The organism is Plantactinospora sp. DSM 117369, from assembly GCF_053764795.1.
The window spans coordinates 5572491-5588402 of record NZ_CM132446.1; the positions used below are offsets into that span (position 1 = coordinate 5572491).

15 protein-coding genes and 1 pseudogene are annotated in these 15912 nt (G+C 68.0%); 6 read left to right on the forward strand and 10 right to left on the reverse strand.

All coding sequences use genetic code 11. The features are described 5' to 3' along the window. Positions 1-141 precede the first annotated feature (141 nt). The 3 genes from ACSMXO_RS24315 to ACSMXO_RS24325 all read right to left on the reverse strand — a co-directional run bounded on the left by ACSMXO_RS24315 (position 142) and on the right by ACSMXO_RS24325 (position 5136). Positions 142-1518, reverse strand: coding sequence for a ricin-type beta-trefoil lectin domain protein (locus ACSMXO_RS24315; protein WP_455413898.1), 1377 nt, complete (start codon positions 1516-1518; stop codon positions 142-144). 161 nt (positions 1519-1679) lie between these two features. Further along, the gene (locus ACSMXO_RS24320; RefSeq protein ID WP_455419301.1) at positions 1680-4016 is read right to left on the reverse strand and encodes a non-reducing end alpha-L-arabinofuranosidase family hydrolase; all 2337 of its coding nucleotides are present in this window, start codon (positions 4014-4016) and stop codon (positions 1680-1682) included. A 340-nt stretch (positions 4017-4356) separates the two neighbouring features. Then, on the reverse strand, positions 4357-5136 hold the full coding sequence (locus tag ACSMXO_RS24325) for a substrate-binding domain-containing protein (RefSeq protein ID WP_455413899.1): 780 nt from the start codon (positions 5134-5136) through the stop codon (positions 4357-4359). On the opposite strand from ACSMXO_RS24325, the pseudogene ACSMXO_RS24330 reads away from it, so the two are divergent. The 3 genes and pseudogenes from ACSMXO_RS24330 to ACSMXO_RS24340 all read left to right on the forward strand — a co-directional run. After that, a pseudogene (locus ACSMXO_RS24330) lies at positions 5092-5385 on the forward strand (integrase core domain-containing protein); the annotation flags it as partial. The gene ACSMXO_RS24325 and the pseudogene ACSMXO_RS24330 sit on opposite strands and share 45 nt — an antisense overlap. A 19-nt stretch (positions 5386-5404) precedes the next feature. Then, the gene (locus ACSMXO_RS24335) at positions 5405-5752 is read left to right on the forward strand and encodes a transposase (RefSeq protein ID WP_455413900.1); all 348 of its coding nucleotides are present in this window, start codon (positions 5405-5407) and stop codon (positions 5750-5752) included. Between the two features lie 120 nt (positions 5753-5872). Then, positions 5873-6262: a transposase gene (locus tag ACSMXO_RS24340; protein WP_455413901.1), complete on the forward strand. Its 390-nt coding sequence runs from the start codon at positions 5873-5875 to the stop codon at positions 6260-6262. On the opposite strand, the gene ACSMXO_RS24345 is transcribed toward ACSMXO_RS24340, so the two are convergent. From ACSMXO_RS24345 to ACSMXO_RS24365, 5 genes are all read right to left on the reverse strand, one after another. Next, positions 6255-6431, reverse strand: coding sequence for a hypothetical protein (locus ACSMXO_RS24345; RefSeq protein ID WP_455413902.1), 177 nt, complete (start codon positions 6429-6431; stop codon positions 6255-6257). The genes ACSMXO_RS24340 and ACSMXO_RS24345 overlap by 8 nt on opposite strands. Next, positions 6428-6796: a GOLPH3/VPS74 family protein gene (locus tag ACSMXO_RS24350; protein ID WP_455413903.1), complete on the reverse strand. Its 369-nt coding sequence runs from the start codon at positions 6794-6796 to the stop codon at positions 6428-6430. Before ACSMXO_RS24350 ends, ACSMXO_RS24345 begins: the two co-directional genes overlap by 4 nt. A 1-nt stretch (position 6797) precedes the next feature. Continuing rightward, a complete protein-coding gene (locus ACSMXO_RS24355) occupies positions 6798-7193 on the reverse strand; it encodes a GntR family transcriptional regulator (RefSeq protein WP_455413904.1) in 396 nt (131 codons plus the stop codon). Positions 7194-7198: 5 nt separating this feature from the next. Next, positions 7199-8023, reverse strand: a complete 825-nt coding sequence (locus tag ACSMXO_RS24360) for a hypothetical protein (protein WP_455413905.1) — start codon at positions 8021-8023, stop codon at positions 7199-7201. Positions 8024-8833: 810 nt separating this feature from the next. Continuing rightward, positions 8834-9811 carry a helix-turn-helix domain-containing protein gene (locus ACSMXO_RS24365; RefSeq protein ID WP_455413906.1) on the reverse strand — a complete coding sequence of 326 codons (978 nt, stop codon included), beginning with the start codon at positions 9809-9811 and terminating at the stop codon, positions 8834-8836. 177 nt (positions 9812-9988) lie between these two features. Between ACSMXO_RS24365 and ACSMXO_RS24370 the strand changes: the two genes are divergently transcribed. Together ACSMXO_RS24370 and ACSMXO_RS24375 are read left to right on the forward strand one after the other, a co-directional pair. After that, positions 9989-10249 (forward strand): hypothetical protein, encoded by a 261-nt coding sequence (locus ACSMXO_RS24370; protein WP_455413907.1) that lies wholly within the window; start codon positions 9989-9991, stop codon positions 10247-10249. Beyond that, complete coding sequence (locus ACSMXO_RS24375) at positions 10246-11622, forward strand: serine hydrolase domain-containing protein (protein WP_455413908.1); 1377 nt, start codon at positions 10246-10248, stop codon at positions 11620-11622. The genes ACSMXO_RS24370 and ACSMXO_RS24375 overlap by 4 nt, the downstream gene beginning before the upstream one ends. Before the next feature lie 205 nt (positions 11623-11827). Here the strand turns inward: ACSMXO_RS24375 and ACSMXO_RS24380 are convergent, their stop codons facing one another. Continuing rightward, positions 11828-12220 carry a hypothetical protein gene (locus ACSMXO_RS24380; RefSeq protein ID WP_455413909.1) on the reverse strand — a complete coding sequence of 131 codons (393 nt, stop codon included), beginning with the start codon at positions 12218-12220 and terminating at the stop codon, positions 11828-11830. 99 nt (positions 12221-12319) lie between these two features. Next, entirely contained in the window at positions 12320-14656 is a 2337-nt protein-coding gene (locus ACSMXO_RS24385; RefSeq protein ID WP_455413910.1) for an amidohydrolase family protein, read from the reverse strand. Positions 14657-15165: 509 nt separating this feature from the next. On the opposite strand from ACSMXO_RS24385, the gene ACSMXO_RS24390 reads away from it, so the two are divergent. Then, positions 15166-15471, forward strand: a complete 306-nt coding sequence (locus ACSMXO_RS24390; protein WP_455413911.1) for a hypothetical protein — start codon at positions 15166-15168, stop codon at positions 15469-15471. The last annotated feature ends 441 nt before the right edge of the window (positions 15472-15912 follow it).

Below are 15912 nucleotides of genomic sequence, written 5' to 3' on the forward strand. Positions count from 1 at the left end.
CTCAGCTCACGACCACCGGCAACGCAACAGCGCCGGCTCTGTTATCCACGGGTGCACCATAGCCGGCCCGGCCAGGCGGCTGGGCCGGCGTGCTAACGGTGGGTTGGACCGGCTCGTCGTTCGTCGAGCCGGTCACGGTCGTCAGGCGAGGGGGACGAGGTTGAACCGCTGGTTGGTGTTCCCGTGGCAGTCGTACAACTGAATCTGCGCACCGTTGGCCGTGCTCCACACGTCCAGGCACCGCCCGGACTGCACACCACTGATCGTGCCGTTGGAGTTCACGTTCCACTGCTGGTTCGACTGACCATGACAGCTGTAGATCTGCACGGCAGTACCGTTACCCGAACCAGCCGCGTCCAGACACATGTTGCCGTACACCTGCAGCTGCTTGTTTGACGTGTACGTCCACTGCTGCTGCACCTGCCCGTTGCAGTCATACAACTGCACCCGAGTCCCGTTGGTACGCGACCCGTTCGGCACATCGACACACCGATTCGACTGCACCCCGACAATCCGCGACGCCGAACCAGCCGGCGGCGTCGTCGGGTTCACCGGCGGGGTGGTCGGGTTGCCGGGTGGGGTGGTGGGGTTGGTGGGTGGGGTGGTGGGGTTGGTGGAGCCGAGTGAGGTGAAGAATCTCCAGATTTCTCCGGAGGTCCAGGTGCGGGAGTCGTTGGGGCTGGAGGATCCGTCGACGGGGCTGGGGGTGTGGTCTCCGTCGAAGGCGGCCCATTGCACGGGGTAGCCGGCGCGGCAGCCGGAGTAGACGGTGGTGATGTGGGTGAGGCTGCCGCGGGTTGGTTCGCGAGGGCTCTGGGCGGTGCAGCCGTTGTTGCGGACGAAGGTGTCGCGTAGTTGTCGGCCCATGGAGATGTTCAGGACGCTGTCGTAGATGCCGTGGATGCCGAAGTAGGGCACGGGTGTGGTGCCGCCGTTGCATCCGCTGAGTTGGGCGCCGGACAGGACGGCTACGGCGCGGATGATGGTGGGTCGGGCGCAGGCGACGGCGTAGCTCATGGCTCCGCCGTAGCTCCAGCCGAGGGCGAAGCGTTGGGTGGTGTCGACGCAGAGGTCGTTTTCGACCTGTTGGCGGATGTCGTCGAAGAGGGTGAGGTCGCGGTTGTTGGTGTTGGCCCAGCCGGCGTCGAGGCCTTGGGGGGCGACGAAGATCGTGCTGTTGTTCGACAGCGGTTGGAGGCCGTAGTAGCCGGCGGAGGAGACGTTCTGGGCTGAGCCGTTGAGCCAGTGGAAGCCGAAGATGAGCCGGTACTGGCGGTTGCGGTCGTATCCGTCTGGGATTCGCAGGATGTAGCTGCGGTTCTGTCCGCCGCTGGAGATCGTGCGGGTGCCGTTGGTCAGGGTGGGGGCTTTGCCGCAGCCGGCGGTCGCCGCGAGGGTGCCGTTCGTGGCGGCTGACGCCGCTCCGCCGAAGCCGCCGCTGAGCGCGCCGCCAGCCGCAACCACGACAAGGGCTGCCGCGGCCGCGATGGACGGGAGGAGGTACCTGTGTTTCGGCATTGCCTGGCTCCTTGCACTGGTCGTCGTGGTCGGAGATCTGGGGACGGCCCGAGGCGGATGCTCTCGCTCGGACCGCAGGGTGATCCGGTGCTGCGGGGGCCAGGCGGGCTCGGCGTGTTGCCGAACCCGCCCGGGTTGGTTCACTCAGGTTGGGTCTGGCGTCAGCGCTGCAGCGTCAGCAGACCCGGCCGGTACGGCAGCAGGCCGTAGTCGCCACCGGACGTCGGCGACCGGCCCTGGTACAGCAACTGCAGGTTGCAGGGGTCGACCGTCATGGTCTGGTCGGCGTTGGTGCGGATCAGCTCGCCGTGGCTGATGTCGTTGGTCCAGGTGGCGCCGCTGTTGGCCTTGCCGGCGAAGGGGCTGCTCTCACTCGTGGCGTTCGGCGTCCACGAGCCACCCAGGCTGGTCGCCGTGAACGACCGGAAGTAGCGACCCTGGGAACCGATCGCCTCGACGATCATCAGGTACCGCTGCTGGCCCTGGAGCTTGTAGACCTGGACCGCCTCGAACAGATTGTTCGTCGAGTCGGTCATGATCGTCGTGTAGGTCGAGCCGAAGCTGCCCGGGAAGTTCCCGATCGGCATGCTCTGCCGGTAGATCCGGCCGTTGTCACCGGCGAAGAACAGGTACATGTTCTGGTCGTCACCGATGAGCGCCTGGTCGATCGGGCCGGTGCTGGAGTTGGAGATGCTGGCGGTGGAGAGCGTCTGCTGCGCACCCCAGCCGTTGGCGTTGGTGGGGTTGGTCGAGGTGCGGTAGGAGAACGCGGTCCCACCCCACTGGTAGGCCAGCACCCAGATGTTGCGCGGGGCGAAGTAGAACAGGCTGGGCGCGACGGTGGCCGACGACATCGCGTTCTGGCTGGCCGAGCCCATCTGGTTCCAGTTGGAGAAGAGGCCGAAGTTCATCGAACCCCACGTCGTCCCGGTGTCGTGCGTGGTGGCGTACACCAGGTGCTGACCGTTGTACGGGGCATAGGTAAAGTCCTTCAGCGAGACCCACCCGGACCGGGGCTGCGCCAGCGCGCCCGTCGAGGTCCAGCGGTACGACGTCGGCAGGTTGCAGGTGGTACCCGGCGGCGTGGTCGGGGCGGCGGTCGTCGGCACGGTGGTCGGTCCGCCGAGGGACCTGAGGCTGAACCGCTGGTTGGTGTTCCCATGGCAGTCGTACAACTGCACCTGAGCGCCGTTGGCCGTGCTCCACACGTCCAGGCACCGCCCGGACTGCACACCACTGATCGTGCCGTTGGAGTTCACGTTCCACTGCTGGTTGGTCCCGGTGTGGCAGCTGTAGATCTGCACCGCCGCACCGTTACCGGAACCAGCCGCGTCCAGACACATGTTGCCGTACACCTGCAGCTGCTTGCTCGACGTGTACGTCCAGGACTGATTCGACCCCCGGTTGCAGTCGTACAACTGCACCCGCGTGCCATTGGTAGTGGACGAGTTGGGCACATCGATACACCGGCCCGACTGCTCGCCGACGATCTCAGCGGCGGAGCCGGGTGGGGCGGTGGGTCCCGGCGTGGTCGGGTTCGGTCCCGGCGTGGTCGGGTTCGGGGTCGCGCTGTTCAGCGCGGCGAGCACCGCGTCGTACGCCGGCTTCTTCTGGCCGCTGCTGTTGAAGAGCAGCGGGCTCTCGCCGGAGCGCCACGAGTCCGAGTCGCGGATACCCCACACCGTGATGCCGGTGCAGCGGGCCACCGCCAGGCAGTCGTTGACGGTGTTGCGGTACTGGTTCACGTCGGCGTTGGTGATGTCCAGCTCGGTGACCTGCACGTCCACGCCGAGGGCGGCGAAGCTGGACAGCGTGGTGCGGTAGTTGCTCGGGTAGCTGGAGCCACCGGTGAAGTGCGTCTGGAAGCCCACGCAGTCGATCGGCACGCCGCGCTGCTTGAAGTCGCGGACCATGTTGTAGACGCCCTGGGTCTTGGCCGCCGACCAGTTGTCGATGTTGTAGTCGTTGTAGCAGAGCTTGACGTTCGGGTCGGCCGCGTCAGCGGTGCGGAACGCCACCTCGATCCAGTCGTTGCCGGTGCGCTGCAGGTTCGAGTCACGACGGCCACCGCCGTTGCCGTCGGCGTACGCCTCGTTCACCACGTCCCAGGAGTCCAGCTTACCCCGGTAGTGGGTCACCACACCGGTGATGTGGTCGATCATCGCCTGCCGCAGGGCACTGCCGGACAGCGACTGCATCCAGCCCGGCTGCTGAGCGTGCCAGGCCAAGGTATGCCCCTTGACCTTCATGCCGTGCGACTGGGCGTGGCTTACCAGCCGGTCACCGTTGGTGAAGTTGAACTGACCCCGATTTGGCTGAGTCGCGTCGGGCTTCATCTCGTTCTCGGCCGTGACCTGGTTGAACTCACGGTTCAGGATCGTGCTGTAAGCGCTGTCGCCGAGCCGGCCCACGGCAACGGCCGTACCGAAGTACCGGCCGGACTGGGCTGCGGCGGCACCGAGCGTGCTCGCGGCGGCCTCCGCGAGGGTGGGCAACAGGGACACGACGAGAGCCGCGACGATCGCGGCCGTTCCGGGTATGGCGAGCGTTCTGAATCGACGCCGGGCGGGACGGGTCCGGGGAATCACTGGTCCTCCTGCGATGGATGGGGCGGCCTGCTACCAGCGGACGAGATGATCGGTAGGTGAGCTGGCGGTCACCGATCGATGTGAGCGCTAACAGGCCGATCGATGGAGCTAGATTTCCAAAAACTTTCAGCCATGGCAAGCGGTAGTTTCAGCGCCTTCTTGGAAGTTTCGGAGACAGAGCAGCCGACCAGACCTCGCCGAGTGCATCGGCCAGGGACTCTCCAGGGTCGGCGGTGCCCGTCGCTTCCGGTCAGGCGGCTGGTGGTGCGGTACTCCCCCGGACAGTGAGAGCCGTCGCCAGCTCGAGCCCGATCTGTGCGGTCCGCTCTCCCCGCGCCAGAGCGAGCGCCAACTCGGTGGCGGTGGCGGCCATCTCGGCGAGCGGCTGGTGGACGGTGGTCAGCGGAGGGTCGACCAGGGTGGCCAACGGCAGATCGTCGAAGCCCACCACGCTCAGGCCCGGAATCCGCAGTCCCATCCGCCGGGCGGCCTGGTAGACGCCGAGCGCCTGCAGGTCGTTGCAGGCAAAGATCGCGGTAGGTCGATCGGTACAGGGGCGCTCGCCCCGGTCTGGGGCCAGCAGGTCGAGTGCGGCGGCCTCACCCTCCTCGATATTCAACCCGGCGTCGACCGACGGATCGGACGCCGCGCCCAGCCCGGCGGTCTCCAGGGTCGGCCGGAACCCGTCCATTCGGGCCCGGCAGCACAGGATCTGTCCCGGCCCGCCGATCATCGCGATCCGTCGGTGGCCCAACTCGACCAGGTGACGGGCGGCGGATCGACCGCCGGCCCAGCTGGTGGCGCCGACGAAGGGCACATCGGCTGGCAGTTCGACGGTGGGGTCGAAGACGACGAACGGGATACCTCGGGCCCGCAACTGGTCGCGCTGCTCGCCGTCGAGCTGAGCCGTCACCAGGCAGTCCGGGCGGTGGGAGATCGTGTCGTCGATCCAGTACCGGATCGCGTTGCGTTGCGGGCCGAAATCAATCAATTCCGGTCCAGGAAGTTCGTCCGCGCCCTCAACCAGCATCACCTGATCGGGTCGATGGGCAGAGTAGGCGCCGCCGGTGACAACGCCGCCATGGAATCCTTCTTCGGCCTCCTGCAGAACAACGTCCTCAACCGCCGATCCTGGACTACCCGCCAGCAGTTGAGGACGGCGATCGTGACCTGGATCGAACGGACCTACCACCGCCGCAGACGCCAACGATCCCTGTCCCGGTTGACCCCTATCGAGTACGAGACCATCATGACCCCACCGGCCAGTCAGGCCGCGTGACTTGAACTGTCACCTGCCGGTGCAGCAGGCTGCACCCGGCACGCCGGCCACCGCCGGCGATCACCTACCCACCGCCAGGCCACGCAGGTACCGGTCGGACACCAGCGACGCCGAGTGGGCTGTGCTGGCCCCGCACGTACCGGCCGGGACCGGACGTGGCCGGCCCGTCGTGTATCCCCGCCGGGACGTGGTGGACGCGATCCGCTACCTGGACCGCACCGGCTGCCAGTGGGACGCCCTACCGGCCGACTTCCCGCACCACAAGCTGGTCTACCACTACTTCAAAGACCTGGACCGCCGACGGCACCTTGAACCGGATGCACAACAGCCTGCGCGAACAGGTCCGCACCCAGATCGAGGGCCGTAACCGGCAGCCCACCGCCGCGGTGGTGGACTCCCAGACCGTCCGCGGCGCGGAGACCGTGGGCCGCCCCGGCCGTGGCTATGACGCCGGCAAGAAGATCAACGGCCGTAACGGCACATCGCCGTGGACACCCGCGGACTGCTGCTGGCCATCCTGGTCACTGCCGGCAACGTCCAGGACCGCGACGCCGCCCGACCGCTGCTGCGGGCGCTGCGCGCATGCTTCCCCACCATCGCCCTGGCCTGGGCCGATGACGGCTACGCCGGCAAGCTCGTCGACTGGGCCGCCACCCGACTGGCCCTGACCGTGCAGATCGTGGCCAAGCTCGCCGGACAGACGACTTTCGTGGTCCTGCCGCGCAGGTGGTGCGTGGAACGCACCTTCTCCTGGATCAACCGCTGCAGACGGACCGTACGCGACTACGAACGATTGCCCGACCACCACGCCGCGATGGTCCAATGGGCCATGATCATCCTCATGGCCCGACGCCTCGCCCGCCACCAACCTACGTGAAACCCTTATTTACCAGGCTCTTACGGGCGAGGACGAGCTTGAGGTCGCCGGCGGCAATGATGGCCACGAGTGCGGCATCGGCGGGGTCGATGCTGCCGATGGGTTTGTGTAGGGCGGTGTTGACCCGGTCGAGGAGTTCCTTGCGGACGCGGGGGTCGCGGATGGTCACCTTGGTGGTGGCGAACAGCCCGAGGATTTGTGGGGTTGGAGGTGGACCCAGCCGCCATCGCTGAGCTGCTGGCGTACCGCTCGGACGGCGGCGCGCTGCCTGTGGCCGATCCAGGACTGCCATGTGTGTGGCTTGGAGCCGGCGATCTCTTCGAGGAGCGCGTCGAGGACGGGATCGTGGCAGGGGTGCCGGACGTCGATGGCGGCGCGGCCGCGTTCGTCGGTGAGGTGGCCGCCCCGGTAGAGGTCGGCGAGGGCCGCGGCGCGGAGCATGGCGCCCAGGTTGGTGCCCAGGCCGACCCTGCCTTTGTCCGGGTTGTAGGCCAGCACGAAGATGCGCTGGGAAAGGCTGTCGGGTACGGCCATGTCATGCCTCTTTCGGGTCCGCTGTGGCGGGGGATACCGCGATGCCCTTGGTCAGCGCCGCTTGGACGATGCGAATGGCCTCGTTGGTGTCGATGCCGACGCTGGCGATGACGGCGGCGTACTCGGCGGCGGCGCGGCTGGCCCGTTCGCGTCCCTTCTCGCCGGCCGCGGACACGAACGAGCCGGCCGATCCGCGGGTCTCGATCAGCCCTGCCTCTTCCAGCTCCCGGTAGGCCCGGCCGACGGTGTTGACGGCCAAGCCAAGGTCTGCGGCCAGACGACGGATGGTCGGCAGCCGGGTACCCACGGCCAGCGTGTGGTCCTGGATCTGCCGGGCGAGCTGAGCACGCAGCTGCTCGAACGGCGGGACGGGCGAGGCCGAGTCGATGACGATCATTCGGTTCACGGGGCGCTCATGACGTGCCGCGCCACCATGGCGCTGCGCTCGGTCCGCGCCTCGATCAGGGCTAGCGCGATGACGCTCAGGACGATGAAGGCGAGCCAGGCAGCGTTCCACCACCCGAAGGCGGTACTGAACACCGACACGACCGGCAGCGACCACACCGACCACACCGCGGTCGGCGCGGCGCCGACTCGGGCGTCCTCGACCCGCATGATGACATCGGCGGTCAGCGAGACCTCGTCGTCGGCTACGACCGGGTGCGTCAGAATATGGCGCAGCTGGACGACGATGCCGACCGCGAGCCCGCACAGCCCGATGAGCAGGATGACCGCCGCGTACCTCGCGGTGGAGTTGTGCAGTGTCAGGGTGCCGATCGCCAGCGCCGTCGCGCCCGCGAACGTGGCAGCCGCGAACGCGGCACGCGGCCAGCCGAGCACGGTACGCCAGCCGAGCCGGACCGAGTAGGTCGCCCGTCGCGGCAACGTCGTACCGGCGCGCCGGTCGACCCGCCGCACCCACCAGTCCAGCAACGACTGGGCCAGCACCAACCCGACCACCAGCGCCGTCAACACCAGCAGCGACCAGCGCCGGTGCCCGGACCCGTCAACCATGCCGCCGGTGTAGGTGAGGGCAACCGCGATGATGAACGCGGCCAGCAGGACGGAAGCGGCCAGCCGGGTACGTCGCCGGACCGCCAGCCGCGTCGCCAGCAACGGTGTCGGCCGGACGTCGGCCAGGCCGTGCCCGGCCAACCACACGCCGGCCCGCTCAAGGTCCGCCGGACGCACCGGCCGGCCAACATTCGGCAAGGTTCCATTCGGCATGACGCCTCCGATGTCTCAGTTCTTGTCTCAACATGGTGCGTCAAGCATTGCGACAAGTCAATCCGGGTACGGAGCGCTGGCGCCGGTCCTGCGCCGGGCTCCATGCGTCAGTGACCACCTGGTACGGCGCACCCGTCGTCGGCGGCGTCGTGCTCAGGGTCGCGCCGCCGATGCGCCCGCGGGCACGGTCGCACGGAAGTGGACAAGGCGTCGACCTCGATCGTGGTGTGGTGAAGGTGAGCGGTCCGATGACGGCCAGCTCGGCGGCCATGGCCTGGATCCCGGCGGCGCCAACCAGGCCCTGACAGGTGCAGTACCGTGCCGGCGTCGCCGACGTTGTAAGCGCCGCAGCGGCTCGTACACCGGATGCGCCTCCACGTAACCCCGCCCATCGTCCCAGGATCATCCGACGCGGCCCGGCCTAAAGGCTGACGAACCTGTTCAAGTCGCCGTCACATCCAGGGCTTGACCTTGAGGCCACCGTTGGCCTTCGATCCGGGCGGGGCGGTGCGCACGGTGGCGTCGGGGAGGATCGTCTGGACCCGCGGCGTCGCCAGGCCGTGTAGATCGCCGAACCCGCCTGGTACACGGTCCCGACATGCCCCGCAGTGATCAGCACCGGCCCGGACGGTGTGCGCCGCGCCCTGGGCACCGGGTCGGCGAAGACCACGGCCCCTCTCAGACCGTGGTCTGTGGCAGCCAGCCGCAACGCCGCGGTGAACCACGACTCCTGGTGGAGTGTACGGATTCGCGGGTGATGAATTCGAGCCCGTGCTCGCCTTCCCAGGCCATCGCGCTCGCGGCCCGCGTCTAGCGGACGGTGGGAGCTGTCTGGTCCGGTCTGCTGGCGCCGCGCCGCGTGTGGCTCACGTCTTCGAGGGCTTGGCGTTGCGTCGGGCTGAGGCGGTCCGGTCTGGTGGTGATGGTGTAGGTCTGGGGCTCGATTGTCCGCAGGACGAGCGGATCGGCGATGGCTGGGTGAAGTTGGATCGCCTCCAGGGCCGCGGTGAGGCGGTCCTGGGGCCAGTCGAGCGCGGTGGCCAGTGTGGTGAGGGCGAGCGGTCGACCGGCGTGCACGAGTGCGGCGAGCACGGTCAGCGCGTCATACACGACGGGCTCGGCGAGCATGCTGCCGCTCATCTGCTGGCTGAGTCGGGCGAAGAACTGGCCCATCTTGCCCAGCCGGACTCCGGCGGTTGTGTCGGCTCCGAAGATCTCGATGCCCTGCTGCGCGGCCATGGCGATCTCGCCGTGTGCGCTGGTGTCGGACTGCCATGCCCGGAGCCAGACGTCGTCGTCGATGACGTACCGCTCCCGGCGCCCACCGGCGTCCGGTCGGCGCACCACCAGGTCCATGGCTTCCAGGTAACCGATGGATTTGGACACCGACGCCGGACTGACCTGTAACCGGTGCACCAGCTCGGCTGCCGTCAGGCCGCTGGAGTCGGCGGTGAGCAGGCAGACGAACACCCGGGCAGTCATCCGGGGTAGTCCGGTGGCGGCCAGGAGGGTTGCGAAGTGGTCCACGAAGCCGCGCACCACCTCGGTCGACTGCCCGTTGGTCGTCGCCTCGGACGGTCGGGGCTTGCGCCGGCGAGCGCGGTGGCCGGCGGCCTGCTGGGCGTGTTCGGGCAGGTAGGCGCCGGGCGCGCCGTTGCGTGCGACCTCGCGGCTGATCGTGGACGTCGGCCGGCCGAGCCGGCGGCCGATCTCGGCGTACCCCAGCCCGTCGGCCAGCCACGCCGCGATCCGCCCGCGATCCTCCTGGGTCAGCCTGGCTCCTGGCATCGACATCTCCTCCTTGCGTTCATCCACAGTACATTGCAACGGCCTAGCTGGAGTAGGTGCATTCATTTGCAATGCTGTTGCAACTATCGGTAAGTAGCTCGGGCCTTGCGGACTCTTTCTGTTGACGGTTCCTGAAATGCAACGTAGCTTTTCTGTGTGTTGAAAGGGAGGACGACGATGGTGCACGTGCTGGCCGTATCGACGGTGTCGGACAACAGCAGGTTCTGGAGTGGCCTGAAGAAGGCGCACGCCGCGCTCCCCAAGGGCGCCAAGTGGAAGGTGGCGGTGGCGAGCAGGGACGGGGCCAAGGCGGTCAACATCATCACTCACGAGTCCATCGACGGCGTGCGGGCATTCTTCGAGACACACGCGGGCGCCTACGCCACGACGGAGTACTTCGAAGCGGATGCCGCGAACGCGGTCGGTCTCCCGCGATGACGCTCGACGTGCCGCGGATCCAGACTCGGGTCGCCGAACTCCTGGCGGAGTACGGCATCCCGAGCGCCGCAATCGGTGTGCTCCACGACGGGAAGGTCGTCGAGTTCGCGGTCGGAGTCAAAGACGTGGAAACCGGGGAAGCCGCGACGATCGACACCGTCTACCAGTGCGGCTCCATGACCAAGACGTGGACCGCGCTGGCCTTCATGCAACTGGTCGACGAGGGAAAGGTCGGCCTGGACGAGCCGGTGCGGACCTACCTGCCCGGCTTCAGGGTGGGCGATCCCGAGGCGAGCGCCAAGGTCACCCCGCGTCACCTGCTCTACCACACGAATGGCATCGAAGAGGCGTACGGCGATCCCGGCGAGGACGACGACGTCTACGAGCGCATGGCCGAGAACATCGCCGACGCGCCCCAGGTCTTCGCGCTCGGCCACACCCACGGCTACAGCGCGGCCCTGGGATACGCGATCCTCGCCCGGATCCTGGAGGTACTCGACGGCAAACGCTGGGACGACATCATGCAAGATCGTCTCTTCGATCCCATGGGCCTGACCAGCACGGGCAGCTGGCGCGAGCAGGTGGACGAAACCCGCGCCGCGACCGGGCACCTGATCCGCTCCCTGGACGAGGGTCCGATCGTCACCCCGGTGGACTACCTGCCGCGCGCCTTCGGCCCCGGCGGCAACATCACCTCGACGGTCCGGGACGTGCTCGCGATGGCGCACGTCCTGCTCCACGAAGGCATAGCACCGAACGGGAAGCGCATCGTCTCGGCCGAAAGCATCCGGGAGATGATGCGTTCGCGAGTCCCCGTACCGGATCCGTACATGTTCGGGCCGGCATGGGCACTCGGTCTCATCGTGTGTGACTGGCACGGCGAAACGGTCTACGCCACCGACGGCAGCACGATCGGCCAGAGCGCCCGGCTCCGGATCCTGCCCGACTCGAACACCGCCATCGTGATGCTGACCAACGGCGGACCGCGGGAACGCTTCTACCGCGAGGTGTTCAACGAGATCCTGGTCGACCTCGGCACGGTCACCATCCCGGGCCTGCCCGTACCGGACCCGACGCTGCACCTCGACCTGTCCAGGTACGAAGGCGTCTACGAGCGCCCCGGCACCCGGTTCGAAGTGTCCGCCGACAGCGGAACGCTCCGTCTCACCCTGGTCCTCGACCCGATGCAGGCAGAGTTCCTCCAGAAACCGGACCGCATCAGCTACGAGCTCCTCCCGGTTAGCGAGACGCACTTCCTGATGCCGCCGGCAGAGCCGTTGGAGGACACCCAGACGGTCGCGATCTACGACTTCACCGACGGCGCTGCCCGATACCTTCACACCAACTGCCGGGTACACCCACGTTCAGGTTGACGCGTCAACGACGATGCGGACATCAACGCCGAGGGCGCATGGTCAAGTTTGACCGACCACGCTTACCACAGCAGATGGCGGGCTCGTGCGTGGCGCCGCGATGACGCCGACCTCACCCTCGGCACCCCACCAAAGAGCGACACTCAGCAGCAGGCTCGACGCCGCCGGTCGGACATGGGAAGGATTCGTGCGGGTTACCGCACCGTCAGCGCCCAGCTGCGTGTCGCAGGCCCACGTACTCGCTGCGCGGCGATCCGGTGGCCTTGTACCAGTTCGAGGCTCCGGATAGCGACAGCCCGATCTGGTCGGCAAGCAGCGCGGGTGGTACCTGCGACGCGAGCGCGGCGAGTGCGCCGTTACGTGCCTCCAGCACGCGTTTCAGCCCGACTCGACTGATCCGGTCACGCAACCGCTCGGCGGACAAGGGCCGGTGCCCTCGGCTGCTGGGGAACAGCCACGGCGAACCGCGGCCACGCGCCACGTCCGCGACCTGCAGCACCAAGCCGGCGAGGGGCTCGCGCAGCCGCACCAGCGTATCCGACAGTGCCAACGCGACACGGCCGTCGTCGTCGACGCTGACCGCGCCGACTTCGAGCACCGCCGAAGGTAGCGGTCCAGGTTCGGCCTCTGTGGTGGCACCAGTCCAGCGACGACGAGTGCGGTGCGCAGCTCCTCGACCGGATGCTCGTCGCGCTGCTCAGGCGTGACAACCTCGGACGCGCCGCTCGACCTGCACACGGGTTGCGTCGTCTCCGGCGCCGGACCGTCCCAGCGGCGGGTTGCCCGGCCCAGGGCATGGTGGGAGGTCGAAACACCGCCGAGGATGTCGCGCAGCACGCCGGCGGCGCCGGGCGCCCGGATCACGCGAAGCCCGCGCGCCGGGTTGGCCAGCAGGACCTCCTCGACGAACGCGGTCAGCTCCGGCGGCACGCCGGCGGGCGCAGCGGCCCGGATCTCCGCCACCAGCCGACAGCGCAGGCACTTGCCACGGCGCAGCGGGCGGGTGAACCGTCCACAGTCGGCGCACTGATAGTCGAAACGCAGCTCCGCGCACGAGGGGCACTTGGCCGGTTCGCCGGCTACGGCGACAGTGCATGCACTTGCCGCCGGTGAGGATGAACCCGTCGACGTGGCTCGCGCGCAGCTGCGCCGGCGTCTTCGGCGGGCGGCGCAGGCCGGCCAGGTACCTGGTGGCGGTGAGGGTGTGAGGCTTGTTCTGGCCGTTGCCGTTGTAGGTGTAGGTGGTGGTGTCGTTGCCGCCGGTGAGGTTGCGGTCGGTCTGCTTGGTGCGGTTACCAATCGCGTCGATTTCCCAGCTGGTCCAGTAGGCGCTGCCTGAGCCGATGCTGTTGCCGACCATGCCTCGGGTTGCCGGGTGTGGGGGCGACCGCGCAGTCCCGAGGTCGGCCTGCCGTTCTTGAGACCACGCGTCGAGACCCCCCGAGGGGGAGTGATCAGAGTAGTGGCAGTGATCAGCGTGATCGGCCCATGCAGGGACAGCCCACCGTGGCGGGGGTATCGGCGGGGACCTCACTCGCCGCGCCTCGACCTCGACCTCGACCTCGACCTCGACCTCGACCTCGACCTCGACCTCGACCTCGACCTCGACCTCGACCTCGACCTCGACCTCGACCTCGACCTCGACCTCGACCTCGACCTCGACCTCGACCTCGACCTCGACCTCGACCTCGACCTCGACGAGCATGCGCTCCCGCTCCTTGGCGGAGATGAATCGGCCCCGCACCACCACCGCCCGGATCCGCTGGGTGTTGCGGATGTCGTCGAGCGGGTTGGCGTCCAGCAGTACCAGGTTGGCTAGGTTGCCGCGGCGGATCGTCCCCTCGTGGTCCTGCCGGCTGAGGAACCGGGCTGGCTCGAGGGTCGCCGCTTGGAGCGCTTGCATGGGGGTGAGACCCGCCTGCACGAGTAGCGCCAGCTCATCGTGCAAGGCGAACCCGGGGAAGCACCCCGGCGTGGCGCTGTCGGTGCCCGCCAGCATCGGCACCCCGGCCCGGCGCATCTCGTCGACCAGCCGGAGCTGGCGGTCGAAAAGCTCCCGGTGCTGGGCAACTTCGGTCGGACCGCGGCCGGCCGCGAACAACTCCTCCAGCGCCCACGACCATTCCTCGGCCGTGGCGGCCGGCAGATATTTCAGCCGCTCGTCGGTTCGCGACACCTCGTCGGGCATGGCGATTGCCCGCATCGCGATGAGGGTCGGGACCTGCCTGGACTGGTTGGCAACGAATCCGGCGAAGACCGCTGCCGCCTTGCCGGGATGGTAGCTGTGCGCGGCCAGCCAGTTCAGCGGATGCACCTGGTTGAACCAGCTATTGTAGTCACCAGGCTCGATCCTGATCTCGGCGATCGCCCGGCGTATCTCCGCTTCCCGGCTGGAGGTCGAGTACCAGGTCCCCCACATGTGCTCGAGGCTGCGCTGCCCGGCCTGACTGGCCTCGGTGATCGGCACGTTGTCGGGGCAGTGTCCGGCGAACGGGACTTGTTGCCGTCGGGCCTCGTCAACGACGGCGAAGTACGCCTCGGGGGACAGTCGTGAGTAGACCTTGACGAAGTCCGCGCCGTCCCGCACGACCCGGCGGACCGCCGCTCGCGCCTCCGGTTCGTTGGTCACCTCGATGTACGAGACCGCGTTCAGGCCTGCCCAAAGACCCGGAGCGCCGTCGATCAAAGGGCTCGCGATGATCGAGCGTGGGCCCAGCAGGCTGCCGGCCTCGACCCGATCCCGCCACCGGTGGAGATGGTCGGCTCCCGACATCTCGCGCACCGTTGTGATCCCGTTCGCGATGTACAGCGGTGGGATGATCGCCTCATGCACGTCACTGTGGACGTGCATATCACACAGACCCGGGATCAGGAACCTTCCCGTGCCGTCGACGACGGTCGCACCACGGGGGACGTGGATATCGCGCCGTCCACCCAGCCCGGTGATCCGATCCCCTTCGACGACCACGGTTTGGTCTGGCATTGGCGACCCACCGGTGGTGTCGATCACCGTGACCCCGACGAACGCGATCACGCTTCGCCTCGCCGCACCCGCGGGCGCCGATTGAGCCAGTCCTATCACTGCGCCAGCGCCCGCGGCCAACCCGGCCCTGAAGACATTCCGACGAGAGATGCTGTGCAGCACTAACTCCTCCAGGGTCGGGCGTAGGGCTGTCAAGACCATCCCAGGGCTGAGAGCCGGTGAAGGGCGGCCCCGGCATCGGGTCGGCCCGCGCCGTCCGCCTCGATCCACGGCGACCAGTTCTGCGTATAGGAGAGGTCCAGGCGCCCTCCTTCGTGGTGGATACGTAGCGGCGGGTTCGCTCGTCAGCCCTTCGGCGATCGTGCGCCAGAACAAGCGCTCGACTTCAAACCGTGGCGCCGGCCCCGGCGACTCTATTACGTCCAAGGCCACCACTTGGCCCTCTTCGGCCGTCCCGCCTTCAGCGAAACCATCATCGCCGGTCCCGATGGGCCCGAGGTCGACGCCTTCCACGACCAACACCTCGACCACGTCCGCGGCGTCTCCTCGACCAGCCGCTGTTGAACACAGTGCTGGTCGTCGCCAGCCGGTACGGGCGGCTCACCAGCGGCGACCTCGACCGGCTTACCCGGGCCGAAACGCCCTGGCAATCGACGGCACCGAAGCAGCCGATCACTCACGGCCTGCTCGACGGGTTCTTCTCCACCGACGGCGCTTTCGAGTCATTCGACGACCCGGAAGCCGACGACCCCAATCGGATGCGACGAGTCGCCGAGGAGGTGACACGCATTCAGACTGCCCCACCGGCCGAGCCGGACGACATCGATAAACTGATGGCCAAGGTCGCCGGCCGTGACACTCGATAGCAGGTGGAGGCTGGTCGGGTTCGATACCCGGGTTGATGGCCTTGGTGACCTTCCTCGGCCAGTGTGGGCAGCGCTGCATGGGCTGCTGGCGGCGTTGACGCGGGATCCGGCCGGAGTGCCGAGAAGCCGTATGGTCACCGGTCGGCACCTTGGGCAGCCAGCCGACGGGCGTGAGGCGCCCTTCCCGCCGTACTACAGTTCGCGGGTTTCGGCCGGACCCGCCGGTTCACTCGCCTGCGAGTACTTTGTTGATCCGGACGCGCGCACGGTGACGTGTGTCGAACTGCACTTCCACCCGAGCGGGTGACAGGCGCTCAATCCTATCGACAACGTCGCGCCAGCAACTCGGATCGGGGGCTCGCGTGGTCGGCTGGGCGCTCATGCCCGGCACGACTGGGTGATCTACCGTCACCGGTAAGACGGAATTCGGCGCTAACCTGC